Annotated in this window: 25 protein-coding genes; 16 read left to right on the top strand and 9 right to left on the bottom strand. The window is 60.6% G+C overall.

Annotation, left to right across the window (positions count from 1 at the left end; translation table 11 throughout):
* Positions 1-20 precede the first annotated feature (20 nt).
* Positions 21-773, top strand: coding sequence for a Hint domain-containing protein (locus ACI3GR_RS13650; protein WP_407495253.1), 753 nt, complete (start codon positions 21-23; stop codon positions 771-773).
* A gap of 229 nt (positions 774-1,002) precedes the next feature.
* Here the strand turns inward: ACI3GR_RS13650 and ACI3GR_RS13645 are convergent, their stop codons facing one another.
* Positions 1,003-1,503: an Lrp/AsnC family transcriptional regulator gene (locus ACI3GR_RS13645; RefSeq protein WP_407495252.1), complete on the bottom strand. Its 501-nt coding sequence runs from the start codon at positions 1,501-1,503 to the stop codon at positions 1,003-1,005.
* 202 nt (positions 1,504-1,705) lie between these two features.
* Here ACI3GR_RS13645 and trxB point away from each other — a divergent pair, with 202 nt between their 5' ends.
* From trxB to ACI3GR_RS13625, 4 genes are all read left to right on the top strand, one after another.
* Positions 1,706-2,722: a thioredoxin-disulfide reductase gene (gene trxB / locus ACI3GR_RS13640; RefSeq protein ID WP_407495251.1), complete on the top strand. Its 1,017-nt coding sequence runs from the start codon at positions 1,706-1,708 to the stop codon at positions 2,720-2,722.
* Positions 2,723-2,949: 227 nt separating this feature from the next.
* Positions 2,950-4,299: an autotransporter domain-containing protein gene (locus tag ACI3GR_RS13635; protein ID WP_407495250.1), complete on the top strand. Its 1,350-nt coding sequence runs from the start codon at positions 2,950-2,952 to the stop codon at positions 4,297-4,299.
* A 232-nt stretch (positions 4,300-4,531) separates the two neighbouring features.
* Positions 4,532-6,610 (top strand): bifunctional sulfate adenylyltransferase/adenylylsulfate kinase, encoded by a 2,079-nt coding sequence (locus ACI3GR_RS13630; RefSeq protein ID WP_407495249.1) that lies wholly within the window; start codon positions 4,532-4,534, stop codon positions 6,608-6,610.
* 232 nt (positions 6,611-6,842) lie between these two features.
* The gene (locus tag ACI3GR_RS13625; RefSeq protein ID WP_407495248.1) at positions 6,843-8,129 is read left to right on the top strand and encodes a hypothetical protein; all 1,287 of its coding nucleotides are present in this window, start codon (positions 6,843-6,845) and stop codon (positions 8,127-8,129) included.
* A 75-nt stretch (positions 8,130-8,204) separates the two neighbouring features.
* On the opposite strand, the gene ACI3GR_RS13620 is transcribed toward ACI3GR_RS13625, so the two are convergent.
* The 4 genes from ACI3GR_RS13620 to ACI3GR_RS13605 form a co-directional block, all read right to left on the bottom strand.
* On the bottom strand, positions 8,205-9,242 hold the full coding sequence (locus ACI3GR_RS13620; RefSeq protein WP_407495246.1) for a succinylglutamate desuccinylase/aspartoacylase family protein: 1,038 nt from the start codon (positions 9,240-9,242) through the stop codon (positions 8,205-8,207).
* Positions 9,243-9,452: 210 nt separating this feature from the next.
* Positions 9,453-10,169 (bottom strand): glycosyltransferase family 10 domain-containing protein, encoded by a 717-nt coding sequence (locus tag ACI3GR_RS13615; RefSeq protein WP_407495245.1) that lies wholly within the window; start codon positions 10,167-10,169, stop codon positions 9,453-9,455.
* Positions 10,170-10,272: 103 nt separating this feature from the next.
* Positions 10,273-10,497, bottom strand: a complete 225-nt coding sequence (locus ACI3GR_RS13610) for a DUF1150 family protein (RefSeq protein WP_407495244.1) — start codon at positions 10,495-10,497, stop codon at positions 10,273-10,275.
* 3 nt (positions 10,498-10,500) lie between these two features.
* On the bottom strand, positions 10,501-10,914 hold the full coding sequence (locus ACI3GR_RS13605; RefSeq protein WP_407495243.1) for an Hsp20 family protein: 414 nt from the start codon (positions 10,912-10,914) through the stop codon (positions 10,501-10,503).
* 159 nt (positions 10,915-11,073) lie between these two features.
* Between ACI3GR_RS13605 and ACI3GR_RS13600 the strand changes: the two genes are divergently transcribed.
* The 7 genes from ACI3GR_RS13600 (at position 11,074) to ACI3GR_RS13570 (ending at position 15,002) form a co-directional block, all read left to right on the top strand.
* The gene (locus ACI3GR_RS13600) at positions 11,074-11,298 is read left to right on the top strand and encodes a YdcH family protein (RefSeq protein ID WP_407495242.1); all 225 of its coding nucleotides are present in this window, start codon (positions 11,074-11,076) and stop codon (positions 11,296-11,298) included.
* A 288-nt stretch (positions 11,299-11,586) separates the two neighbouring features.
* The gene (gene purE / locus ACI3GR_RS13595) at positions 11,587-12,075 is read left to right on the top strand and encodes a 5-(carboxyamino)imidazole ribonucleotide mutase (protein ID WP_407495241.1); all 489 of its coding nucleotides are present in this window, start codon (positions 11,587-11,589) and stop codon (positions 12,073-12,075) included.
* Entirely contained in the window at positions 12,068-13,135 is a 1,068-nt protein-coding gene (locus ACI3GR_RS13590) for a 5-(carboxyamino)imidazole ribonucleotide synthase (RefSeq protein ID WP_407495240.1), read from the top strand. Before purE ends, ACI3GR_RS13590 begins: the two co-directional genes overlap by 8 nt.
* Before the next feature lie 167 nt (positions 13,136-13,302).
* Positions 13,303-13,509, top strand: a complete 207-nt coding sequence (locus ACI3GR_RS13585; RefSeq protein WP_407495239.1) for a cold-shock protein — start codon at positions 13,303-13,305, stop codon at positions 13,507-13,509.
* A complete protein-coding gene (locus tag ACI3GR_RS13580; RefSeq protein WP_407495238.1) occupies positions 13,506-13,763 on the top strand; it encodes a hypothetical protein in 258 nt (85 codons plus the stop codon). The genes ACI3GR_RS13585 and ACI3GR_RS13580 overlap by 4 nt, the downstream gene beginning before the upstream one ends.
* An 83-nt stretch (positions 13,764-13,846) precedes the next feature.
* Positions 13,847-13,999 (top strand): hypothetical protein, encoded by a 153-nt coding sequence (locus tag ACI3GR_RS13575; protein ID WP_407495237.1) that lies wholly within the window; start codon positions 13,847-13,849, stop codon positions 13,997-13,999.
* Positions 14,000-14,102: 103 nt separating this feature from the next.
* On the top strand, positions 14,103-15,002 hold the full coding sequence (locus tag ACI3GR_RS13570) for a hypothetical protein (protein WP_407495236.1): 900 nt from the start codon (positions 14,103-14,105) through the stop codon (positions 15,000-15,002).
* Here ACI3GR_RS13570 and ACI3GR_RS13565 read toward each other — a convergent pair.
* Both ACI3GR_RS13565 and ACI3GR_RS13560 read right to left on the bottom strand, forming a co-directional pair.
* Entirely contained in the window at positions 14,989-16,485 is a 1,497-nt protein-coding gene (locus ACI3GR_RS13565; protein ID WP_407495235.1) for a cryptochrome/photolyase family protein, read from the bottom strand. The genes ACI3GR_RS13570 and ACI3GR_RS13565 overlap by 14 nt on opposite strands.
* Positions 16,479-17,141, bottom strand: coding sequence for an SDR family NAD(P)-dependent oxidoreductase (locus tag ACI3GR_RS13560; protein WP_407495234.1), 663 nt, complete (start codon positions 17,139-17,141; stop codon positions 16,479-16,481). The genes ACI3GR_RS13565 and ACI3GR_RS13560 overlap by 7 nt, the downstream gene beginning before the upstream one ends.
* Before the next feature lie 297 nt (positions 17,142-17,438).
* Here ACI3GR_RS13560 and ACI3GR_RS13555 point away from each other — a divergent pair, with 297 nt between their 5' ends.
* Entirely contained in the window at positions 17,439-19,010 is a 1,572-nt protein-coding gene (locus tag ACI3GR_RS13555) for a 2-isopropylmalate synthase (protein WP_407495233.1), read from the top strand.
* Positions 19,011-19,088: 78 nt separating this feature from the next.
* Here the strand turns inward: ACI3GR_RS13555 and ACI3GR_RS13550 are convergent, their stop codons facing one another.
* Positions 19,089-19,904: an alpha/beta fold hydrolase gene (locus ACI3GR_RS13550; protein ID WP_407495232.1), complete on the bottom strand. Its 816-nt coding sequence runs from the start codon at positions 19,902-19,904 to the stop codon at positions 19,089-19,091.
* 199 nt (positions 19,905-20,103) lie between these two features.
* Here ACI3GR_RS13550 and ACI3GR_RS13545 point away from each other — a divergent pair, with 199 nt between their 5' ends.
* Together ACI3GR_RS13545 and ACI3GR_RS13540 are read left to right on the top strand one after the other, a co-directional pair.
* Positions 20,104-20,985 carry a mechanosensitive ion channel family protein gene (locus ACI3GR_RS13545; protein WP_407495231.1) on the top strand — a complete coding sequence of 294 codons (882 nt, stop codon included), beginning with the start codon at positions 20,104-20,106 and terminating at the stop codon, positions 20,983-20,985.
* A gap of 123 nt (positions 20,986-21,108) precedes the next feature.
* A complete protein-coding gene (locus ACI3GR_RS13540) occupies positions 21,109-21,705 on the top strand; it encodes a class I SAM-dependent methyltransferase (protein WP_407495230.1) in 597 nt (198 codons plus the stop codon).
* A gap of 86 nt (positions 21,706-21,791) precedes the next feature.
* On the opposite strand, the gene ACI3GR_RS13535 is transcribed toward ACI3GR_RS13540, so the two are convergent.
* Positions 21,792-22,589, bottom strand: a complete 798-nt coding sequence (locus ACI3GR_RS13535; protein WP_407495229.1) for a 23S rRNA (adenine(2030)-N(6))-methyltransferase RlmJ — start codon at positions 22,587-22,589, stop codon at positions 21,792-21,794.
* Between the two features lie 182 nt (positions 22,590-22,771).
* Here ACI3GR_RS13535 and ACI3GR_RS13530 point away from each other — a divergent pair, with 182 nt between their 5' ends.
* On the top strand, positions 22,772-23,818 hold the full coding sequence (locus ACI3GR_RS13530) for a rod shape-determining protein (protein WP_407495228.1): 1,047 nt from the start codon (positions 22,772-22,774) through the stop codon (positions 23,816-23,818).
* The last annotated feature ends 27 nt before the right edge of the window (positions 23,819-23,845 follow it).

The raw sequence follows: 23,845 nt of genomic DNA, 5'->3' as shown, positions 1-23,845 counted from the left end.
GCCAGTTAAAGGTGTTACGCATGACCGCCCCCATGAAACCGCACTTTGCGGTTGCCAATTCCCTGTCGGACAACCTGTCCCACGCCACCAGCACGACCCCTGTTCTGCGTCCCTATCAGGTGATGTACATGAACGACGCGGGCCGCATCGAAGACCGCGAGGTCCGTGCGCCCGCCACGCCCGATTTCCAAAGCGCCTTTACCGCCTTTGCCCACGGGTCCCTGATCACCACCGCCGCCGGAGAGGTCGCCGTCGAAGACCTGCGACCCGGCATGAAGGTCGTCACCCGCGAACGTGGCGCCCAAGAGGTCATGTGGATCGGCATTATGACCCACGTCGTCACACCCAATTCGACCCCATTCCTGACCCGCGTGACCGCAGGCCGTTTCGGCCCTGCGCAGCCCGCCATGGATATTCTGGCTGGCCCCGGGGCTCGCATGCTGCACCGTCCGTCAGGCGCGCATTATGATAGCGGGGATAAACTGGCCTATACCCCGTTGCGCGATTTCATCGACGGCGATTCGGTGATCGCCATCGCCCCCCGCATGGCCATCGACACCTATCACATTGCCCTGCGCCGCCACGGCACCATCCGCGTCGGCGGGCTGGACATGGAGACGTTCCACCCCGGAATGACCCTGCTGGAACAGATGGGCTATCACACCCGCGATCTGTTCATGTCCATGTTCCCTCACCTGCGCCGCGCGTCTGATTTCGGTCGTCTGGCTCACCCACGGCTGACGATGGACGCCTTGGGCGGCGCTGCGGCATAGGCGCGGCTGACGATCGCCTCGGCAACTTTGGTCGTATCGAGTGCAGCGATCAGCCCGGGCGGCGCGCGATAGCGCCGCCGGAGGGTCCGCTAGGTAACTGCTCGCAGACATCTGCAAATCGACGCGGCTCAGCCCGACGTGCCGTCGGGCGGCCCACTTAGTCGCGGCGCGTTCGAAGATAAGGGGGTCTGGCTCTCTCGAACCAACACGGCCCGGCCAGCGGCCTGAATCAAGCCGTTCGGCTTAACCGTTCTTCCAGAATATCGAAGGGCACGCCCGGTTCATCCTTGGCACCGCGGATCACCAGCGAAGTTTTCACGCTGGCCACATTATCGGCCGAGGTCAGCTGACCCGTCAAAAAAGACTGAAAGGTCGACAGATCAGGCGCCACGCATTTCAGGATGAAATCGACCTCACCGTTCAGCATGTGGCATTCGCGGACCAGCGGCCAGTCACGGCACTTGGCCTCGAAGGCCGACAGGTCCGACTCGGCCTGACTGACCAGCCCGACCATGGCAAAGACCTGCACTTCAAAGCCCAACTCGCGACTGTCGACCTGTGCGTGGTAGCCCTTGATAAAGCCCGACTCTTCCAAGGTCCGTACTCGACGCAGGCAGGGCGGCGCGGAAATACCCACGCGCTTGGCCAATTCCACGTTGGTCATACGGCCATCGGCCTGCAGCTCGGCCAGAATCTTTCGGTCAATCGCGTCCAGACGGGTGCCCGCCATCATTCGCCTCCTGAATTTGCGTTTGTTATAGCAGCGGCCATGGCGCGCGCAATAATATTTCGCCGCCGCGCAACATTTGGCCTGCACGACCGAAGGCCCAGACATTCGCCCTGCCCATAGCAATGCGACACCACAGGCGGTTGCGGCCCCTGCCCCCGGTGCTTACATAGGCGCGATCCTTCCCGAACCCGGAGCGCAGCCCATGTCCGACACCCGCCACACCAAGGTTCTTATCATCGGCTCTGGCCCCGCGGGCTACACCGCCGGTGTCTACGCCAGCCGCGCCATGCTGAACCCGATCCTTGTCCAAGGCATCGAACCCGGCGGCCAGCTGACCACCACGACCGAAGTCGAAAACTGGCCCGGCGATACCGAGGTTCAGGGCCCCGACCTGATGGTTCGGATGGAAGCCCACGCCAAGGAAATGGGCTGCGAGATCATCGGCGACATCATCGCTGATCTGGATCTCTCCAAACGCCCCTTCACCGCCAAGGGCGACAGCGGCACGATCTACACCGCCGACGCCGTGATCCTTGCGACCGGTGCCCGCGCCAAATGGCTGGGCCTGCCGTCAGAAGAAGCCTACAAGGGCTTTGGCGTGTCGGCCTGTGCGACCTGTGACGGGTTTTTCTATCGCGGTCAGGAAATCGTCGTCATCGGCGGCGGCAACACGGCCGTCGAAGAGGCGCTGTTCCTGACCAACTTCGCCTCCAAGGTCACGCTGATCCACCGCCGGGACGAGCTGCGCGCAGAACGCATCCTGATCGATCGCCTGATGAAGAACCCCAAGATCGAGCCGCTGTGGCACCACGTGCTGGAAGAGGTCGTGGGCGAAGACAATCCCAAGGGCGTCACCGGCATCAAGGTCAAACACGTCGAAACCGGAGAGATCAGCGAAATCCCCGCCAAGGGTGTTTTCGTCGCTATCGGCCACGCGCCCGCAAGCGAGTTGGTCAAAGACCAGCTGGAACTGCACCACGGCGGCTATGTCAAAGTCGATCCCGGCTCGACCCGCACGTCGATTCCCGGCGTCTTTGCAGCTGGCGACCTGACCGACCATGTCTATCGTCAGGCCGTGACCTCTGCTGGCATGGGCTGCATGGCGGCGCTGGACGCGGAACGCTGGCTGGCCGAACAGGACGATATTCCTGCAGACGCGCCCGAAAAAGATATGGCCGAACCTCTGGGCTACGGCGCCCCGGTTGAAGAAGGCCACTAAGAACACACCCCCGGCCACTGCGTCGGGGGTTTTTCTTTGGGCCGCATGGCCACGATTCGATCGCAGCAGCCCCCCCGTCTGCCATTTGTCACCCCCCTGTTCCGGGGAATGGTATCGTGCAGCAAATTCAATCACATCATTGCGGGCAATTCAGAATCGCCCCCGACCGCGCTCAATTCCCGGGCGCTGATCCGTTCGGGGGTCAGCATAGCTTGGGGGCCTTACTTATGCTTATTCCAATGACGCACCTGCGCCGACGCCTGATGGCCGCGCGAACGATGCGGATCCTTGCCACCACCGCGGCCACGCTGGCCATCGCGGCGCTGCCGCATCAGGCCATGGCATGGACGACGACCAGCGCGTCCGGCTTCCTAAGCCAAGAACCCTATCAGGACACTGGCACCACCGTGACGATCACCGCAACCTTGGCGGCCTCTGACCAGCTTCAGGTCTTTTTTCAAAGCGAAACGAAATCCAACGTCGCCTCGCATTCACTGACGGTCAACGGCACGCAAATCTGCTCTGGCGTGACCGCCTGTGACGGGGCCAGCTACAGCGCGCCCTCGTCCGGCACCTACACCATGGTCATGTCCGGCGTCGCGACGTCCGGATCGTACAACGCCTACCTGCAATGTAACGGCAGCTGCGCTAGCCCGCAGACATCGAAAACAAGCGGGGGATCAACCGGCGGAGGCTCTACCGGCGGTGGCAGCACGCCGACCCCGACGCCGACGACGTCCAGCCAGCAGGCGGGCCAAGTCGTCGCGGCCACCGGCGCCAGTTCGGCCAGCGCGTCGGGCACTGCAATCGGGAACGCGATCGGATCACGTGGCGGCAGCGGTGCACCGCGCGTGTCGACGCAGGGCGTGTTCATCTCGACCCAAGGCGAAAACAGCAGCGCGAATTTCTGGGCCAACCTCAGCGGCACCAGCTTTTCCGGCGTCCTCGACGGCGGCGGGGCCGAGCTGACGTTCGGCGCAGACTGGGAAATCGGGGCGCAGACGATCCTTGGCGCAGCACTGTCCTACGGCAAATATGACGTGACCATCGGCGGCACCAATTACGACAGCGAAGCCTTGGCGGTTGGCCCCTATATCTCGACCGCGCTTGGCGAGACGGTGACCCTAGACGCCTACGTTTTGTTCGCGCGCCCCGACTACCGCTCGGGCGCGGCGACATGGAAAACCGACCGGGTCATGGGCGGACTGACGGCGGGCATGGACTATAGCCTAGGGCAGACGCAGGTGACCGGCTACCTCGGCGTTTCGGGCTTTAGCGAAAAGCTGCCCGCCACGGCACCGGGCGGCGCCCGCACGATCAGCCAGGCTATGGCATCGATCGGCGCGAAATTCGACTTCGCGCCCACGCAAGCCATCCGCCCCAGCCTGACGGTCGGCGCTGACGCCATCCGCTTGAACGACGGGGCGACCGTGACGCGCAGCGTATCGCCCCGGCTTGGCCTTGGGTTAGACGCGGACATTGGGCCGGGCGTTCTGTCGATCAACGTGAACGGCGGCGAGGTCTTTAAAGACGCACGCGCCGTGAGCCTTGGCATCAAATTCTCGGCCAACTTCTAACGCTGGACGCAGAAAAGGACGCCGTTCGCGGCGTCCCCCCAGATGCGAAACACCGTTCTTCGGAACCTGACAGGGCCGGGCCGCCAACAGCGCCCGGCCCTTTCCTTTGGAATATGGTCGCGACATTTCGGACTCAATCGGGCCATTTCCAGCGATTTTTCCGGGAAAATTGCTTTGCGCAGCGATGGAAAAGTGACAAGCGTTCAGCCGTGAACACATATTGAGCCCCGCCGTGCCTGCCCCGAAGACGCCTGCGATCACTGATGAAGAAAGCGAATTGTTTCGCCTGCTGCGCCATGTCGACATGGCGCCAGAGGCGTCGCAGCGCGGCATCGCACAGGCAACGGGCATCTCTTTGGGTCGGATCAATGCACAACTGCGCGCGGCGGCGGAGGCCGGGTTGATCAAGATCACCGACCGCGCCGGCCCCGATAAACGCCAGCGCTTTTCCTATGGCCTCACCTCGCGCGGGGCGGCGGAAAAGCACCGGCTGACCGACCGCTTCCTCGCCCGCAAATTCCGCGAATATCAGGCCCTTCATGCCGAGCTGACAGGTTCTGCACCGGGTCTCGTACTACCAGAAAACAGGATGTCACTTATGCTAAACAACCTCGCCCCCATCCCCGAGCTGTTCGTGTCCTACGACAGCGCGCAAAAGCTGAAGGTCGAAGCCGCCGATCTGACCAGCTGGGACCTGAGCCCGCGCCAGATTTGCGATCTGGAACTGCTGATGAACGGCGGGTTCAACCCGCTCAAAGGCTTCCTGAGCGAAGAGGATTACAATGGCGTCGTCGACAACATGCGTCTGGCCGATGGCACCCTGTGGCCGATGCCGATCACGCTGGACGTGTCCGAAACCTTCGCCGACAGCATCGAACTGGGTCAAGACATCGCCCTGCGCGATCAGGAAGGTGTGATCCTTGGGACCATGACGGTCACCGACCGCTGGACGCCCAACAAATCGCACGAGGCCGAAAAGGTCTTTGGCGCCGACGACCAGAAACACCCGGCGGTGAACTACCTGCACAACACGGCCGGAAAGGTTTATCTGGGCGGTCCCGTCACCGGCATCCAACAGCCCGTGCATTACGATTTCCGCGCCCGCCGCGACACGCCCAACGAATTGCGCGCCTATTTCCGCAAACTGGGCTGGCGCAAGGTCGTGGCCTTCCAGACCCGTAACCCGCTGCACCGCGCACACCAGGAACTGACCTTCCGCGCTGCGCGTGAGGCTCAGGCCAACCTGCTGATCCACCCGGTTGTCGGCATGACCAAACCCGGCGACGTGGACCATTTCACCCGCGTCCGCTGCTACGAGGCCGTGCTGGACAAATACCCGCAGTCCACCACGACCATGTCGCTTCTGCCCCTGGCCATGCGCATGGGAGGCCCGCGTGAGGCTGTGTGGCACGGCCTGATCCGAAAGAACTATGGCTGCACCCACTTTATCGTTGGCCGCGATCACGCAGGCCCCGGCACCAATTCGGCAGGCGAAGATTTCTACGGCCCCTATGATGCGCAGGATTTGTTCCGCGAGCATCAGGAAGAAATGGGCATCGAAATGGTCGACTTTAAGCACATGGTCTATGTGCAGGAACGCGCCCAGTACGAACCCGCAGACGAAATCAAGGACCGTGAAGACGTTACCATCCTGAACATCTCGGGCACCGAACTGCGCCGCCGTCTGGCCGAAGGGCTGGAGATCCCCGAGTGGTTCTCTTTCCCCGAAGTGGTGTCGGAACTGCGCAAAACGCGTCCGCCCCGCTCGAACCAAGGTTTCACGGTCTTTTTCACCGGCTTCTCGGGCTCTGGCAAATCCACCATCGCCAACGCGCTGATGGTCAAGCTGATGGAAATGGGCGGGCGTCCGGTGACGCTTCTGGACGGCGACATCGTGCGGAAGAACCTCAGCTCGGAACTCGGCTTCTCGAAAGAGCACCGCGATCTGAACATCCGCCGCATCGGCTATGTCGCGTCCGAGATCACCAAGAACGGCGGCATCGCCATCTGCGCCCCCATCGCGCCCTACGCCGCCACGCGCCGGGCCGTCCGCGAAGACATCGAACAATTCGGTGCCTTTATCGAAGTGCACGTCGCCACCAACATTGAAGAATGCGAACGCCGTGACCGCAAGGGCCTGTACAAGCTGGCGCGCGAAGGGAAGATCAAGGAATTCACCGGGATTTCCGACCCCTACGACGTACCCGAAGACCCCGAACTGCGCGTCGAGACCGAGAATGTCGAGGTCGACAACTGCGCGCACCAGGTGATCCTGAAACTGGAAAGCCTTGGCCTGATCGCAGCGCAATAAGGCGACGTTGGGAACCGGAGGGCGCTGCCCTCCGGACCTCCCGAGGTATTTTCAACCAGAAGAAGAATATCATGTTTTGCGGCCTAAAACCTGTGCAGCTTTGTGGCCGCGGCACAACAGGCCCCCAAAAAATTAACTCAGTTTAAACGTTTCCCAATATTTCCCCAGCGTCAGCCTCGCGATGTCATTTAAGGTATTCGGTACCGATTTTCGGTCCTTTGGGGGACTTTTCATGACGACATTCTTGCGCCGCTTTGCGTCGGCAGCCACCTTGATTGCAGGGATTTCCGCGGCTTCATCCAGCATGGCCGCAAGTGTCCCGCAATGTAACGGCGAATCCAGTTCATTTGTTTTTTCTGGCGGATCGCAGGGAAGTATATTTCGCGCTGGCCTTGCCGCCGGCGAAACCGCGTCTTTCCAGTACTCTGGCAACTTTCTCGAGGCCAATATCACCGTCTCTGGCCCAGTCCAGCCAACGTTTCTGTGCACCGACCAACAAAGCTGTGATGGGCTGACCTATACCGCAACGCAAGCGGGCAACTACACGTTCACCATCTACGGAACCACCCAAGGCCGGTCGCAGGATGAAGGCCAGCTACAGCTGACCGCAAATCCACCAACCCTGAATACCGTCACCGCAAGCTGCACGCCCGCAAGCACCGGCACGGACGATGACGCAGAGGCTAAGAAAACCTCCGACGCGCAAAGCGGCGCGTCCAAGGCGGCGGGCGCAACCTCTACCACGGCGGTGAACACCGCGATCAACTCTGCCCTGAACGGTGGGCCGGGGATCGTCGCCACCCAGAACGGGGTCTTCTTCTCGACCCAAGGGCAGAACAGCGACACGACCTTCTGGGGCGCGTTCCAAGGCCGCAAATTCGACGGCACCATCACGGGTCGCAACCTTGAATTCACCTTGGGCGGCGACGTCACGCTGGCCGAAACCACGCGGTTGGGTCTGTTCGTGTCCAAAGGCAAGGCGGACCTGACCATCGGCGGCGTGTCGGTCACGGCAGATGCGCTTAGCATCGGTCCCTACTTCCGCGCAGGCATCGGCCAGTCCTACGACATCACCGGCTTTGCCCTGTTTGCCAAGCCCGATTACAACGTCGGCGGCACGACCTATAAGGCCACGCGCCGCGCATTCGGCCTGCAGGCCAACGCGACCTACGCGCTGTCGGGGACCGAGATTAATTCCTGGCTTGGGGTGCGGGGATTTAGCGAAGATCATCCGGCGGCAGGCGCGCTGGCCGCAAAAAGCATCCGCGACGTCACCGCGTCAATCGGGACCAAGGCGGTGTTCGGTCAAGACGCCCTGCGCCCCTACCTGTCGGTCGCGGCCGAGTATCACAACAACGTCGACGGCGGGGTACGCGACACGTTCTTCAGCCCGCGTCTTGGCATGGGCTTCAGCTACACGGCGGGCCGGGGTCAGCTGAACGTGGACCTCGACGGCGGCAAGGTCCTAAGCAACACGCGAGATTACGGGATCAACATCGGATATAGCCTGAACTTCTGATCCGCAAAGACACTGATCGAACGACAAAGGCCGGGCATAACCCCGGCCTTTTCCATTCGCGCTAAGTTGCGCGATCTAGATAATTTCGTCTTCGTCAAACAGCGGATCTCGTGACAAATGCTGCGCGATTTCCTCCAGCACGACGTTTTCCGTCACAGGCCGTTCAATTTCAGCCAGATGAAAGACCGCATCACCTTCGTTCACTACGGGCATGACCGCGTGACCCACAACGAGCCCATCAATGGGCGACCGGATTTCGTCTTCGCTTTCACCAAAAGGTCCTGCGACACGGGCCAGAATATCCCCCTTGGACACGATGTCCCCGTCACCACGATAACAAGTCAACAACCCGCCCTGCGGCGCGCGCACCCACATGGACCGCCGCGCCAACAGCGGCACGCGCCCGCCTTTGGGACCACGCCCGCCCAGCATGCCGCTGTGGCGCAACACCTTCAGGATACCGGCGACGCCGATCTTGGCCGAATGATCGTCGATCCGCAGGCCCTCTCCGGCCTCGTAAAGGATCGTCTTCACGCCACGCTCTCGCGCCTCGGCCCGCAAAGACCCGGAGCGTTCAGTCGAGGGAATAATCACCGGCGCACCAAAGACGCGGGCCAGTTCCATCAATCCGGTATCGTCGGGGGTGACCCGGATCTGCGGCAGGTTTGTCCGCGCGATGGCCGCCGAATGCAGATCGATGCCAAAATCACAGCGCAGCACGACTTCGTTCAGAAACAGATGCGCCAGACGCGCGGCCAGCGATCCACCTTCGCTGCCCGGAAAACTCCGGTTCAGATCGCGCCGGTCCGGCAGATAGCGGGATCGGTTCAGAAACCCGAAGGTATTCACGATCGGCACCACCAGAAGCGTGCCCCGCAGACCGCGCAGCGCCTTTTGCCCGATCAGTCGCCGCGCGATTTCAACGCCGATCACCTCATCCCCGTGGATGGCCGCGCTGACAAATGCCGTCGGACCGTCGGTACGCCCGTGCAACACGATCACCCGCAGATTGACGGGCGTATGGTCCGGCAAAACCGATACAGGCAGATCGACGGTCGCCATCTGGCCAGGGGCGACAGAGGTTTCGCCGATGACAAAACTTTCGCGCCGCACAGTCTATGACTCCCGATACTGCGCAGGCGTGAAAGAAACCGACAGCGGCGAAAACTTGGCACGCATTACAAGCTGTCTCTCAGGGCTTTGGCGGCCCGACCATGGAGGTCGGCGTAGGGTGCGGCAACCGGGCGAAGCGCTTTTAAGCCATCAAGACGTGATTCAAAATCCGCGTCAGAGAGAGCGCCAAGTGCAGCCCAAATATCCGTTTCATTGTGACAAATGATCATAGGAGCCGTGTCGAAATAATCCGCCGATGTTAGGACAGCCCCAGTAGATCGGAACCGTCAGACACAGTAACGCATCCAGCAGTTTTTCAGTAAAATAATCAGGCTCTCGCACATTCTCGATAACGACCGAATATCGATAAGAGGCTAGACCATCCGACTTCGTTTCGAATGACCGGTAGCCAGAGCCCATGACATCGACATCCAATTGCTGCGCTTTCACATAGTCGGCGACAGAATGTCTTAGCTTGTGCCCTTCCTGCGAGGTCTTGGACGACGCAATCAACGAGCAATTTTTGCTTTTGGTCAGATCAAGCTCTTGCCAATTGGGCACCCATGTTGTGCCAAAAGGTACGAAGACACCGTTAGGTATCTTGCTGATCAAATCACGATCATGGGTCAGGACACGATGGAATTTGCGCCAAGACGCGCGCAATAAAAGACGGTGATCCCAATGGATGGCTCTGGGTTCTTGAACCATCATCGATACGCGCGCCTTCAGTCCGAACAATGGCCGATAGTGCAAGGCTGGACGAGGGTATACAATCAGGTGGTCGTCGCGCGTCATATCGCGCAGGGACTTCTGCCGCAAACGATCCGGCTGCCCCAGTGGCCACTCCAGATCATCGCAAGACAGATTAAGATAACCGGCCCCCAGCAACACGCCATACGGCAGAACAGCGATTGCTGGCTCGGACATCTTTTAAACCCCGACGGACAAATCTTGAGTATTCGCAAGACCGCCGGAAGAATTACGACGGATGTGACAGCGTTCAACCACGCCGCCACACCCAATTCAATGCTTAGTGTACCGTGACAGGCGCCAGATCGTTCTGACGTGCCAGCGCGAAGGCCAGACCGCGGTCTTTGACCAGTGCCAGCCGCTCACCATCCTCGTCATGGACGGCGTAGAGCTGTTCAAGCCCTTCGGCCTGTTCCTGAACCTCTTCGGGCAGATCGGCGACCTTCACCGGACGCACGTAAACGATCCGCGCCGGACCCGAATTGAAATCGTATTCTACATCCATGACTTAACCCCTTTTGATGCTGATCGTCTGCACGACCTTCTCGGGCTCTACCCGGGTCAGATCGACGTGCAGCAATCCGTTCTCCATGATCGCGTCACCCACTTCGACCCCGTCGGCCAGCACGAAAGAACGCTGGAACTGACGCGCCGCGATGCCGCGATGCAGGAAATGGCGTCCCTCGCCATCGTCGTTTTGTCGCCCCCGGATCACCAGCTGAGAATCCTCCAGCGTGATCGCCAGGTCTTCTTCACGGAACCCGGCCACGGCCAGTGTGATCCGATAGGATCGTTCCGATGTCTGTTCGATGTTGAAAGGCGGATAGCCGTCGTTCCCGGCCTTGGCTGAGCGTTCCAGCAACCGTTCCAGCTGTTCGAACCCCAGCATGTAGGGGTGTGCCCCTAGGGTCATCTTCGTCATGACACGTCCTTGGTCTTTAAGCGACAGTCGGTCAGGGCCCCTTTGCGGCGACCCGTCTAAGGGAAATATGGGCATGCGATCTGCGCGGTGCAAGGGCTTTGCGGCGGGGGGCGGGCTTGTGTATGATCAAGGCTCTGCAACAAATGGGGAATCGCCCGGATGAATGCCCGCAGCGACATCTCGATGAAAACGGACGAAGTCCTTAAGGTCGAGCTTGAGGTTTTTCGCCGCGAACACGCCGATCTGGATGAGGCGATCCGCGCCCTGCAGGATCGCGGCACGTCCGACCAGTTGACCCTGCAACGGCTGAAAAAGCAAAAGCTGCTGCTGAAGGACAAGATCGCGCAGATCGAAGACCGCCTGACGCCGGATATCATCGCCTGACAACCGGCGACCTTTCATCCCATGCCTCAAACATCCCGGGTGAATTGGCCACGGGCCAGGAGGGCAGCACGCTCTGATAGCATCTCCTGTTCTGTGCCGACACCGATCCCAGGCCTACTTGAGCAGCGATAGTTCGGCGTCCGAGGCGCGCCGCCGCCCTCAATTACGACCGAAAGCGCCCGACGCTCTTCAGACCGCGGCCAAGATGCCATCATCAACAGAACCCACCAATTGCACCTCCCGCCCAAGCCCTTATAACCCAAGTCTCAGACACCGGAGACGACGGACATGAGCGACATCCCCGTAGGCATCATCATGGGCAGCCAGTCCGACTGGCCCACCATGAAAGAAGCGGCCAATATCCTTGACGAACTTGGCATCGCGTACGAGGCCAAGATCGTTTCGGCCCACCGCACGCCCGACCGGCTGTGGACCTATGGCAAGACGGCTGCTGACCGTGGCCTAAAGGTCATCATCGCGGGCGCGGGCGGCGCGGCCCACCTGCCCGGCATGATGGCGTCGAAAACCCGCATCCCCGTGATCGGCGTGCCGGTGCAGACCAAGGCGCTGTCGGGCGTGGACTCACTCTATTCCATCGTTCAGATGCCCAAAGGCTTCCCCGTCGCGACCATGGCGATCGGTGCTGCGGGCGCGGCCAACGCGGGCCTCATGGCCGCTGGTATCCTTGCCATCAACGACCCCGACCTTGCCCAACGCCTCGACGCCTGGCGCGAGGCGCTGTCGGCCTCTATCCCGGACGAGCCCAAAGATGACTAATCCCCTTCCTACCGGATCAACCATCGGTATCCTTGGCGGCGGGCAACTGGGCCGCATGCTGTCAGTCGCCGCAGCGCGCCTTGGCTTCAAAACCGTCATCTTTGAACCCGGCGGCGATTGCCCCGCCAGCCACGTCGCCAATTACCACCTGCAGGCTGACTACACCGACGAAGACGCGTTGAAGAAATTCGCGGCCAGTGCAGACGTCATTACCTACGAATTCGAAAACATTCCCACCTCTGCGCTGGACCTGCTGGAGCCGCTGAAACCCATCCGCCCGCGCCGCGAGGCGCTGCGCGTGTCCCAGGACCGCCTCACCGAAAAGACCTTTCTGACCGACCTCGGCCTGAGTGTCGCGCCCTTCGCCGACATCCCCGACGCGGAGGCGCTGACCAAGACGATCCACGACATCGGCACCCCCGCCATCCTGAAAACCCGCCGCTTCGGATACGACGGCAAGGGTCAGGCGCGGATCATGTCACCCGACGACGCCGCACAGGCGCTAAAGGATATGAACGGCGCCCCCGCGATCCTTGAAGGCTTTGTCGATTTCACGTCCGAAGTGTCTATCATCGCCGCTCGCGGCATTGACGGCGCGGTCGCCTGCTACGACCCCGGCGAAAACGTCCACCGCGACGGCATCCTGCACACCACCACCGTACCCGCCACCCTCCCCGCCTCGGCCCGGACCGACGCGGTTCTGCTGGCCGCCAAAATCCTGAACGCGCTCGACTATGTCGGCGTCATGGGGGTCGAACTCTTCGTCACGCCCCAAGGTCTGATCGTCAACGAAATCGCCCCGCGCGTGCACAATTCCGGCCACTGGACGCAGAACGGCTGCGCCGTTGACCAGTTCGAACAACACATCCGCGCGGTCGCCGGCTGGCCCTTGGGCGACGGCACCCGCTATGCCGACGTGGTGATGGAAAACCTGATCGGCGACGACATGGACCGGGTCCAGACCCTTGCCACCGAAAGCGGTGTGGCGCTGCACCTCTATGGCAAGGCAGAGGTCAAGGCAGGCCGCAAAATGGGCCACATCAACCGGATCACCCGCTGACCCCGGCAAAACCTGCACCGCAAACGAACCATTGCCTTTTGCGCCGCCCCTCGGTAAAGGAGGGGCGCATCCTGACTATCGTTATCTGCTCCCCTGTGGCTCGGCTTTCGACGTAGAGCTGCCGGACCGCCGTATTCTTCGGGCGGTATTAAACAAGGAATATGATAATGGCTTCTGGAACTGTAAAATGGTTCAACTCCACCAAAGGCTTCGGCTTTATTGAACCTGCTGAGGGCAGCAAGGACATCTTCGTCCACATCTCTGCCGTGGAACGCGCAGGCCTGACGGGTCTGAAAGACGGCCAGGCGGTCACCTTTGACGTCGAAGCAGGCCGTGACGGCCGCGAGTCGGCATCGAACCTCGCCCTCGCATGAGCGATAAAACCTCCGGGGGTGGCACGCCCACCCCTGGGTCCCAAACACCGGGCAAACGCAGCAAGGTTGTGACCCTGTCGGATGCCTTCGGCCCCGCTGTCACCAACGACAAGCGATATGACCCCGGCCCGCCCTCGGCGCTGGACAAAACCACCGCCGCCGCGCGATCCATCCTAGACGCCGAAGCCGACGCCCGCCGAGAGCAGCGCGAACGTCTTCAAGCCGCCCGAGAGGCGAAGGCAAAAGGCGAATAACGCGCCGCAAAGGCGGTGCGTTATGGCGGCTTGGGCGATTAGATTTTACCGAGTGTGTTGAGCTTTGCGTCGAAGGGGGACCTTTGGGCGGGAGGGCTGTTGTTGTTTGGCGGCTGGTTGGAACCGGACTGGCGATTGAGGCGCTAGCCGCAGAGTCCGGCATTGAGGTGCATTTTGACGGCAAGACCGAGGTGCAGGCCGGGCGGAAGATGGGGCATGTGAATAGGGTTGGGTGAGGACCAACCTCACTACAACCGACGCCCTAACCGCCACATTCTGTTGAAACTGGACTGAGTTTTCCCATATCTTGATTCTGTATTGGTCGAGAGGGTGCCGTCGTTGAGCAACAACATCGTTCAGAGCAAACAACCCGGAGTTCTATTCGCGAGGTACGAACAAGCGATACCTGTCCGCGGGTGCAAATTTTCCCTTAGCCATATCAAAGACTTCTACCGAGAAATTGAAAAAATAAACAAAAAATTTGGCGAGTCTGTAATCCTTGGCCTGCCCCGCATTGAGGAAATGACCGATGAACAATGGCAGGAGCACAAAGATTTTCTTTTGGAGGACGGTTTTCGCCTGACTGTGACAATCATAGGCTGGGAAGATCAATCAGTATATGGCGACACGGCAGAAATCTTTGACGACGAAGAAATTCCGAAGCCAATAAAATCAATTCACTTCAACAATATAACGTCATTTTCCAGGCACGCTGAAGGACGAGAGCCTCTTAACAGAGTTTCAGTCACGATTGACTTCGAGAAACCAAGCCTTTTTGATCCGAACCCATTAGTGTCTGAAGCGACGCAGAATGATGGTATTGTTAATATTTCGGCGAGCGACATCACTTTCTTCAAAGCAGCTCAACACTCGGTTGAAAAGAATCTTTTGAAGAACAAAACTTGGTACGCGGCTATACATAGGAACTTTGCCTACGATTTCGGCGTTTGGTTCATAGCGATGCCTTTGGCGATTTACTTTTCTGGCTATTACATGAACGTAATATTGCCGGAAGGTTCCCCTTTCGATATTTATAGGTGGCCTCTATTCGTTTACCTCGCGGGCCTCTGCCTGGTAATTTACAGAGCGCTGACTCTTTACGCCAAATGGGCTTTCCCCGTTAATGTGTTGGTAGAAAACCACGATCGCGCGTTGAAACATCGCCTTGCGTTAGGAGCAGTAATTATATGGCTTTTCTGGCAGATTCTTGGAACTGGGTATGATCTTATAGTGCGCTAGCCCCCTCCAACACGGCCTTCCGCTTCTCCTCCCCCATCTTATCCCACGCGTTATAAACGACCCCCATCCGACGGTTCTCCTCGAACCGATCCCGATGCCTCACCAAAAAGTCCCAGTACAATAAATTGAACGGACAGGCCCCCTCGCCCACCTTCACGTCCGGATCGTACGAACACCCGTCGCAATAATCCGACATCTTCTTGATGTAATTGGCCGAGGACACGTAAGGCTTTGACGCCACCACGCCCCCGTCCGCCCATTGCGACATGCCGATGGTATTGGGCGCCTCCACCCATTCAAATGCATCCGCATAGACAGACAGATACCATTCGTGGACTTGGGCCGGATCAACCCCCAGCAGCAACGCGTAATTGCCCGTGATCATCAGCCGCTGAATATGATGCGCATAAGCCAGATCCCGGGTCTGGGCGACGACCTGGGCGATGCAGTTCATCTCCGTCTCTGCCCCCCAATAGGCGGCGGGCAGGTCGCGGCTGTGGCCCAATTCGTTCGACGCCGTGTAATCCGGCCCCTTCAGGAAATAGATGCCCCGCACGTATTCCCGCCAGCCAATGATTTGCCGAATAAACCCCTCGGCCGAGTTAATGGGAACATCTCCAGCACGATAGGCGTCCTCGGCGGCCTGACAGACCTCTCGGGGCGACAGCAGCCCGATGTTCATATAGATCGAAACCAGCGCGTGGTTCAGATACGGCTCGTCCAGCAGCATCGCGTCCTGCGTGTCGCCAAATTCAGGCAGCTGAGACGTCACGAAATGCGCCAGCGCCCGTCGCGCCTGAGTGCGCGTGACGCCGAAATTGAACCCCTCCAGCGACCCGAAGTTGTCGCCAAACCGATCGGCCACCAGCGTTAACACCTCTTCGGTGATCTCATCCGGCGTGAATTGCATCGGCTGCGCCTGCAACATCGACCGCTGCGCTGGTTTGCGGTTTTCCTTGTCGTAGTTCCACTCGCCCCCGGCGGGGTCTTTGCCGTCCATCAGGAACCCAGTTTCCCGCCGCATCTCGCGGTAGAACCACTCCATCCGCAGTTCCTTGCGCCCCTCGGCCCAGTCCTTGAACCGGTCGATGGAACACATGAACCGATCATCCTCCACCAACGTCACGCCAACGGGACAAGCCTCCAGCGCCTCGATCAGACGCCATTCGCCGGGACGGACGGCGACAACTTCCTCTGGTGACACGTCCTGATGCACATCCATCAAGGCCCCGCAGATCGACTTCGGCCCGTCGTCTTCCAGCCGGTAATAGCGTACGTCCCAGCCGTCCCCGCGCAACTCTTCCGCGAAATGGCGCATCGCACTGAAAATCAACGCGATCTTCTTGGGATGATGCGGCACGTACCCTGCTTCATCCGTCACCTCGGCCATGACCACAACGTCCTGCTCCGGATCGCCATCGCGCAGCACCGCAAGCTCTGGCGACAGCTGATCGCCCAGCACAAGGATCACGCGCCTCACCATTCCACACGCTCCCCCTGCCAGTCGAAGAACTGACCGCTGTCGTCGACGGAAAGCCCCTCGACCACCGACAGCAGGTTCTTCGCCGCCTCAGCAGGCTCCACCGCCGGATGCCGCCCCAGATACTTCGCCGTCAGATCAGATTTCACCGTGCCGGGATGCAGCGATACGACCACCGCCTCTTTATGCGTCCGGCCCAATTCAATCGCCGCCGTATGCACAATCTGGTTCGCCGCCGCCTTGGCCGCCCGGTACGAATACCAGCCCCCCAGACGGTTATCACCAATAGACCCGACCCGCGCCGTCAGCACTGCGAAAACCGCCCGCCGATCCCGCGGCAACAGATCGCCCGCATGCCGCAACACCAACGCCGGCCCCACAGCGTTCAACGCGAACTGCGCCGCCATCGCGCCGCCGTCGATCTGATCCAAGGCCTTCTCAGGCCCCGCGTCCCCGATCTCCAGCGCCCCGGTCGCCACCAGCACGAAATCGAAGGGCCCCAGCCCATCCAACGCCGCCGCCACAGACGCCCCATCCGTCACGTCCAACCCGTCGCCAGACCGCGACACCCCCGTCACCGCGACACCCCGGTCGCGCAACTCTGCCGCGACAGCCCCGCCAACCGCGCCGCTGTCACCAATAATCAATGCCTTTTCCATAACCTTCTTACGTGACGCAGCCCCCGCCCGGATCAACCTCCTGCTTTCAGCTTGATGAAAATATCCCCGCGCGGCGCGCTTCGCTGCTTTGCAGCGAAACACACGGGTTCCCATCGCATAAAAGCCGCGTTATACGATCCCCATGTTGACCACGGGCCATATCACCACCACCGCACGCGCTTTGCGCGGCGTTGCCCTGTGCCTACTCCTAATCCGCCTCTGAGCGTGCCATCCCGGCGCGACCGCTCAGAGGTTTGCCCTTCCGCGCCAAGGCTTTAGGAGAATAAGGAATATCCAATGACGACGAACCCGACCCAAGATCACGTTCTGATCTTTGACACCACTTTGCGCGACGGCGAACAATCCCCCGGCGCCACCATGACCCACGAGGAAAAGCTCGAAATCGCGGCCATGCTGGACGAAATGGGCGTCGACGTGATCGAAGCCGGCTTCCCCATCGCATCCGAAGGCGACTTCAACGCCGTGTCGGAAATCGCGAAGAACGCGAACAACTCGATCATCTGCGGCCTGTCCCGCGCGAATTTCAAAGACATCGACCGGAACTGGGAGGCGATCAAACACGCCAAGCAGCCGCGCATCCACACCTTCATCGGCACTTCGCCGCTGCACCGCGCGATCCCGAACCTGACCATGGACGAAATGGCCGACCGCATCCACGAAACGGTCACCCACGCCCGCAACCTGTGTGACAACGTCCAGTGGTCGCCCATGGACGCGACACGGACGGAACATGACTACCTCTGCCGCGTGGTCGAAATCGCGATCAAGGCTGGCGCCACCACGATCAACATCCCCGATACCGTCGGCTACACCGCGCCGCGCGAATCCGCCGACCTGATCCGCATGCTGATCGAAAAGGTCCCCGGCGCGGACGAGATCGTTTTTGCCACCCATTGCCACAACGACCTTGGCATGGCGACGGCGAACTCCTTGGCGGCGGTCGAAGCAGGCGCACGTCAGATCGAATGCACGATCAACGGCCTTGGCGAACGCGCAGGCAACACCGCGCTGGAAGAGGTCGTGATGGCCCTCAAGGTCCGCAACGACATCATGCCCTATTCGACCGGCATCGACACGACCAAGATCATGAAGCTGTCGCGCCGCGTCGCCACCGTTTCGGGCTTCCCGGTTCAGTACAACAAGGCGATCGTTGGCAAAAACGCCTTCCTGCACGAATCCGGTATTCACCAGGACGGCGTGCTGAAGAACGTCGAGACGTTCGAGATCATGAAGCCCGCCGACATCGGCTTGAACGAAGACAATATCGTTTTGGGCAAACACTCGGGCCGCGCTGCGCTGCGCTCCAAACTCGAAGGGCTTGGCATCGAACTCGGTGCCAACCAGCTCAACGACCTCTTCGTGCGGTTCAAGGACCTCGCCGACCGGAAAAAGGAAGTCTACGAAGACGACCTCTGGGCGCTTGTCCGCGATGCGGAAGACGAAACCCCCGACCGGCTTGAGCTGAAAGACCTCAAGGTCATCTGCGGCATGGGCGGTCAGTCCGCCGATATGGTCCTGACCGTGGATGGTGAGGACAAGACCGCCTCCACCACCGGCGATGGGCCCGTCGACGCCTGCTTTAACGCGGTGAAAGAGATTTTCCCGCATAACGCCAAGCTGGAACTGTATCAGGTGCACGCCGTGACGCAGGGCACCGACGCTCAGGCCACCGTCAGCGTCCGCCTGAACGAAGACGGCCGCATCGTCACCGGCCAGTCGGCAGATACCGATACGGTCGTGGCCAGCGTCAAGGCCTACATCCACGCCCTGAACCGCCTGCTCGTGCGGCGCGGCAAGGTCGGTGCCGGCGCGGACAACCGCGAAATCAGCTACAAGGACGTCAGCTGACGCCCGCCGGGATACACCGCCAGACACACGAAAGGGTCGGACAGCGTCCGACCCTTTCTTTTTATCCAGCGCTCTGGGTCAGGCGTTCAGGAACGCGATGACCGCCTTGTTGAATTCGTCGGCGTGGCTGACGTTTGCCCCATGCGGCGCGCCCTTGATCATGTGGAGCTCTGCCCCGTCGATCATATCGGCAGTGCGTTGGCCCGACCCTTCCAGCGGCACGATACCATCCGCATCGCCATGGATCACCAGTGTCGGCACATCGACCTTTTTCAGATCGTCACGGAAATCCGTGGTCCCGAACGACCCCATACAGGCCAACGCCGCGGTCTGATCGCTTTCCTTGCACAGCAGCAGCGCCGCCTGCCGGTCATCCCGCGATACCTTGATGTCCCCATCGGCCGTAAAGAAATCCGAGGTGAATTTTTCGAAAAACAGATCGCGGTTCTCACGCAGGCTGCTCTCCATCTCGGCTGCGGCATCTTCGGTCAGCGGTCCGTCAGGGTTGTCGTCCGTCTTCATCATGAACGGCGGCACAGCCGAGGCAAAGACCACCTTCTTCAACCGATCCGTCCCATGACGCCCAACGTACCGGGCCACTTCGCCACCGCCCATGGAAAAGCCCACAAGACTGACGTTCGTCAGGCCCAGCATTTCGATAATCTTCGCCAGATCATCCGACAGCGTATCGTAATCATATCCGCTGTCAGGCTTGTCCGACCGGCCAAACCCGCGACGATCATAGGTGATGACCCGCAGACCCGCACCGGTCATGGCGGTGATCTGGTTTTCCCACGCCTCACCAGACAAGGGCCAGCCGTGGATCAGGATGACGGGATCACCGTCCCCGCCATGGTCTTCGATATGCAATTTTACGTCTGTCACGGTTGCCATTCTGGTCTCCTCCGGCGGGGCCGGTCTTGGTGTTTCAATGCGTTCCCGGTCAACCGTTCCACCCCGGCGAAGTTCCAAGGTTTCAGTGCCCGTCAGACCGACCCGGCAGATTTTCCAACCACGCCAAAGGTTTGGCGGAACCGAACCGCCGCCACCCGCGTTGACGACGAAATATGGCAAGGCTCGGGACAGCTGAAATATGGAAAACTTGGAACCGCTTGAGATCGTGAACGGCCAGATCACCGGCCTCGTCAAAGGCCTCATCGCACTGATCCCGAACCTGATCGCCGCCGTCATCCTTCTGATCCTCACAGCCCTTGTCGCTTGGGGCATCAGCGCTCTGGTCACGCGTATCCTGCGCAAATCCAACGCCCGGCCGTCCCTGCGCGACGCCGTGGGCAAACTGGTCAAGATCGTGGTCTGGGCACTCGGCCTGCTGGTCGCCGCGACGATCCTCTTTCCGAACCTCACGCCCACCAAGATGATCGCCGGCCTCGGCATCGGCTCCATCGCCATCGGTCTGGCCTTCAAGGACATTTTCGAAAACTTCCTTGCGGGCTTCCTGATCCTGCTGCGCAAACCGATGCGCATCGGCGACGACATCGAATGTGAAAGCGTGTCGGGCCGGGTCGAACACATTTCGATCCGCGACACCTTCATCCGCAAACGCTCCGGAGAGCTGGTGCTGCTGCCCAATTCCTACCTGTTCAAGAACCCTGTGAAGGTGCTGACCGACGAACCGCTACGCCGCATCGAAATCACCGTCGGCGTCGCCTACGACGAAGACGTGGATCAAGCCCGCGACGTGATCACCAAGGCCATGGAAGGCATCCCGTCGGACAAATCCGACAAGCCGGTGCAGGTCTTTGCCAAGGAATTCAACAGCTCTTCCATCGACTTCATGGTGCGCTGGTGGACGGAAAGCGCGCCCATCGACGAACACAAATCCCGCGACAAGGCGATCGCCTCGATCAAACGCGCGCTGGACGACGCAGGGATCGAGATCCCCTTCCCCTACCGCACCCTCACCTTCAAGGAACCGCTTCCGCTCTCCGGCTCCTCCTCGGCGCAAGACGCCTGACCCGGCCAGCGGCGCCGCGCGCAGCTCCTCTCCCTGCGCGCGGCCCTATTATTCCCGGGGTTCCATCAGCCGCACCCCTAGCTTAGGTTTTCCGAAACGATTTCCTACATCAGGACCGCCCCGGTGAGCCGCGAAAAAACTCTTCTGCATATCGGCTGCGGGCCGAAGCGCCTGAAACATCTGCCCAGTTATTTCCAATCCGGCTGGACCGAGGTGCGGCTGGACATCGACCCATCGGTCAACCCGGACATCACCGCGTCGATCACCGATCTCAGCGGTGTCGAAAAAGGCGCCTATGACGCGGTCTGGTCCTCGCACAACATCGAACACCTCTTTCATCACGAAGCGATCGAGATGGTGAAACAGGTCCGCCAGCTACTGACGCCCGATGGCTGGTTCGTGGTCACCTGCCCCGACATCAAATCCGCGATGCGCCATGCCCTGAAACACGGGCTGGACGACCCGCTCTATCACTCTGCCAAGGGGCCGATCACCCCGCGCGACGTGCTCTTTGGTCATCTCGCCTCGATCGAGGCGGGGAATGAATTCATGGCCCACCGCAACGGATTTGATCTGAAAAGTCTGGCCAGCGTCTTCGACCAATCCGGCTTTCGCAAATTCTACGGCCACCGCCGCGCCACCAACCTGTGGTTCATCGCCGGCAGCTTCCCTTCGACCGAAGCCGCCAAGGCCCAGCTTCTCGCCGCGACCAAGCACTAAGACCCCACCTTCTTCTGGTTGATAAATACCCTCGGGAGGGGAGGCGGAACGCCGGGGAGGGCAGCGCCCTCCCGACCCGCTGACCGTCAGCCCCGGATTATCCCGGCGAGGCGCTTGACCTCATCGTCCAGCCCAAAGGGTGCATTCACCACGATCATCCCCGACCCGACCATTCCATGGCCCGGACGCACTGGTGGAAAGCTCACCTCGGATTTCAGCACCTTCGGCAGGCCCGCTGTTTCAATCGCCCGCACCATTCCCTTATGTCGGGCGTCTTTCAAAATCGGATACCACAGCGCGATGATGCCCACGTTCCACGCCCGGTTAATTTGGGACATGAACTTGGGGATCGTGTCGTAATCGGCCTTCACTTCGAAACTGGGGTCGATCAGCATCAGGCCCCGGCGCGGCTCGGGCGGGCAGATGGACTGCGCCAGTTCGAACCCGTCGGCCTTGTGCACCTTCACACCTTCCGACGCCCAGACAGCCCCCCGTCCCCGCATCGCATCGCGCAACGCCTCGTGTTCCTGAGGATGCAATTCCGCCACGTGGATACGGTCACCGTCGCGCAACATCTCGGCCGCGATCACCGGCGATCCGGGATAAGCCGTGTCCCCATGCGCCGCGCGCACCCTCTCGACCACCTGCCGAAACGGGTGATCCGTGGCAAAACGCCCCAGCATCCGGGTGATCCCTGCCGCCGCCTCTCCGGTCTTCAGCGCCTCGGCGGCGGACAGGTCATACAGGCCCCGACCGGCGTGAGTTTCGATATATGACAACGGTTTGGGCTTCTGGCACAGGCGGTCCAGCATCCATGCCAAAATTGCATGTTTGTGAACATCTGCCGGGTTACCCGCGTGATAAAGGTGCTGATAGGAAAGCATGACTTTCCATATCCAGACATTTCTGCCCAAGCAAGGCCCGCCGCCAAATCCGCAGATCCGCGAAATGACGCTGATTTGTTGACCCCGGCACTTTCACCCATCGGTTCACCTCGCTAAAAGGGCGAAACGCCCACGATTTAACGAGTCGCGGGCACAGATGGGTATGTTAGGGCATCCGCGACATGGCGTTTTGGGACAAGATACCGGGGCTGATTTCCTCGGACATGGCAATCGATTTGGGCACCGCGAACACGCTGGTCTACGTGAAAGGCAAAGGCGTGATCCTGTCGGAACCTTCGGTCGTGGCCTACCACGTCAAGGACGGCGTCAAAAAGGTGCTGGCCGTGGGCGAAGACGCCAAGCTGATGCTGGGCCGCACGCCCGGCACAATCGAAGCGATCCGCCCGATGCGCGAAGGGGTCATCGCCGACTTTGACGTCGCTGAAGAGATGATCAAACACTTCATCCGCAAGGTGCACAAACGCTCGACCTTCTCCAAACCCAAGATCATCGTCTGTGTGCCCCACGGCGCGACCCCCGTTGAAAAACGTGCGATCCGTCAGTCGGTGCTGTCGGCCGGTGCCCGCCGCGCGGGCCTGATCGCAGAACCCATCGCCGCCGCCATCGGTGCCGGCATGCCCATCACCGACCCGACCGGCAACATGGTTGTCGACATCGGCGGCGGTACGACCGAGGTGGCCGTTCTGTCCCTTGGCGATATCGTCTACGCCCGGTCTGTCCGCGTCGGTGGTGACCGTATGGACGAAGCGATCATCAGCTACCTGCGTCGTCAGCAGAACCTGCTGGTGGGCGAATCCACCGCCGAACGCATCAAGACCACCATCGGCACCGCACGGATGCCCGACGATGGCCGTGGCGAAAGCCTGCAGATCCGCGGTCGCGATCTGTTGAATGGCGTGCCCAAGGAAACCGAGATAACGCAGGCCCAAGTGGCCGAGGCGCTGTCGGAACCCGTTCAGCAGATTTGCGAAGCGGTGATGACCGCGCTGGAAGCCACGCCCCCGGATTTGGCGGCAGACATCGTGGACCGTGGCGTGATGCTGACGGGCGGTGGCGCGCTACTGGGTGATCTGGATCTGGCCCTGCGCGAACAGACCGGCCTTGCCGTGTCCATCGCGGATGAAAGTTTGAACTGTGTGGCCCTTGGTACGGGCAAGGCGTTGGAGTTCGAAAAGCTTCTGCGCCACGCGATTGACTACGACAGCTGATCCAATCACCCTTTGACGTCTAAGGGG

This window comes from Pseudooceanicola aestuariicola (genome assembly GCF_045763785.1).
GTDB lineage: Bacteria > Pseudomonadota > Alphaproteobacteria > Rhodobacterales > Rhodobacteraceae > Pseudooceanicola.
This window is presented reverse-complemented; position numbering and strand designations above follow the sequence as displayed.

Bases quoted from the DNA above. Each gene is read 5' to 3' on its own strand.
- ACI3GR_RS13650 (WP_407495253.1), top strand. From the start codon at position 21: ATGACCGCCCCCATGAAACCGCACTTTGCGGTTGCCAATTCCCTGTCG.
- ACI3GR_RS13645 (WP_407495252.1), bottom strand. From the start codon at position 1,503: ATGGCGGGCACCCGTCTGGACGCGATTGACCGAAAGATTCTGGCCGAG.
- trxB (WP_407495251.1), top strand. From the start codon at position 1,706: ATGTCCGACACCCGCCACACCAAGGTTCTTATCATCGGCTCTGGCCCC.
- ACI3GR_RS13635 (WP_407495250.1), top strand. From the start codon at position 2,950: ATGCTTATTCCAATGACGCACCTGCGCCGACGCCTGATGGCCGCGCGA.
- ACI3GR_RS13625 (WP_407495248.1), top strand. From the start codon at position 6,843: ATGACGACATTCTTGCGCCGCTTTGCGTCGGCAGCCACCTTGATTGCA.
- ACI3GR_RS13615 (WP_407495245.1), bottom strand. From the start codon at position 10,169: ATGTCCGAGCCAGCAATCGCTGTTCTGCCGTATGGCGTGTTGCTGGGG.
- ACI3GR_RS13610 (WP_407495244.1), bottom strand. From the start codon at position 10,497: ATGGATGTAGAATACGATTTCAATTCGGGTCCGGCGCGGATCGTTTAC.
- ACI3GR_RS13605 (WP_407495243.1), bottom strand. From the start codon at position 10,914: ATGACGAAGATGACCCTAGGGGCACACCCCTACATGCTGGGGTTCGAA.
- ACI3GR_RS13600 (WP_407495242.1), top strand. From the start codon at position 11,074: ATGAATGCCCGCAGCGACATCTCGATGAAAACGGACGAAGTCCTTAAG.
- purE (WP_407495241.1), top strand. From the start codon at position 11,587: ATGAGCGACATCCCCGTAGGCATCATCATGGGCAGCCAGTCCGACTGG.
- ACI3GR_RS13590 (WP_407495240.1), top strand. From the start codon at position 12,068: ATGACTAATCCCCTTCCTACCGGATCAACCATCGGTATCCTTGGCGGC.
- ACI3GR_RS13585 (WP_407495239.1), top strand. From the start codon at position 13,303: ATGGCTTCTGGAACTGTAAAATGGTTCAACTCCACCAAAGGCTTCGGC.
- ACI3GR_RS13580 (WP_407495238.1), top strand. From the start codon at position 13,506: ATGAGCGATAAAACCTCCGGGGGTGGCACGCCCACCCCTGGGTCCCAA.
- ACI3GR_RS13565 (WP_407495235.1), bottom strand. From the start codon at position 16,485: ATGGTGAGGCGCGTGATCCTTGTGCTGGGCGATCAGCTGTCGCCAGAG.
- ACI3GR_RS13560 (WP_407495234.1), bottom strand. From the start codon at position 17,141: ATGGAAAAGGCATTGATTATTGGTGACAGCGGCGCGGTTGGCGGGGCT.
- ACI3GR_RS13555 (WP_407495233.1), top strand. From the start codon at position 17,439: ATGACGACGAACCCGACCCAAGATCACGTTCTGATCTTTGACACCACT.
- ACI3GR_RS13550 (WP_407495232.1), bottom strand. From the start codon at position 19,904: ATGGCAACCGTGACAGACGTAAAATTGCATATCGAAGACCATGGCGGG.
- ACI3GR_RS13545 (WP_407495231.1), top strand. From the start codon at position 20,104: ATGGAAAACTTGGAACCGCTTGAGATCGTGAACGGCCAGATCACCGGC.
- ACI3GR_RS13535 (WP_407495229.1), bottom strand. From the start codon at position 22,589: ATGCTTTCCTATCAGCACCTTTATCACGCGGGTAACCCGGCAGATGTT.
- ACI3GR_RS13530 (WP_407495228.1), top strand. From the start codon at position 22,772: ATGGCGTTTTGGGACAAGATACCGGGGCTGATTTCCTCGGACATGGCA.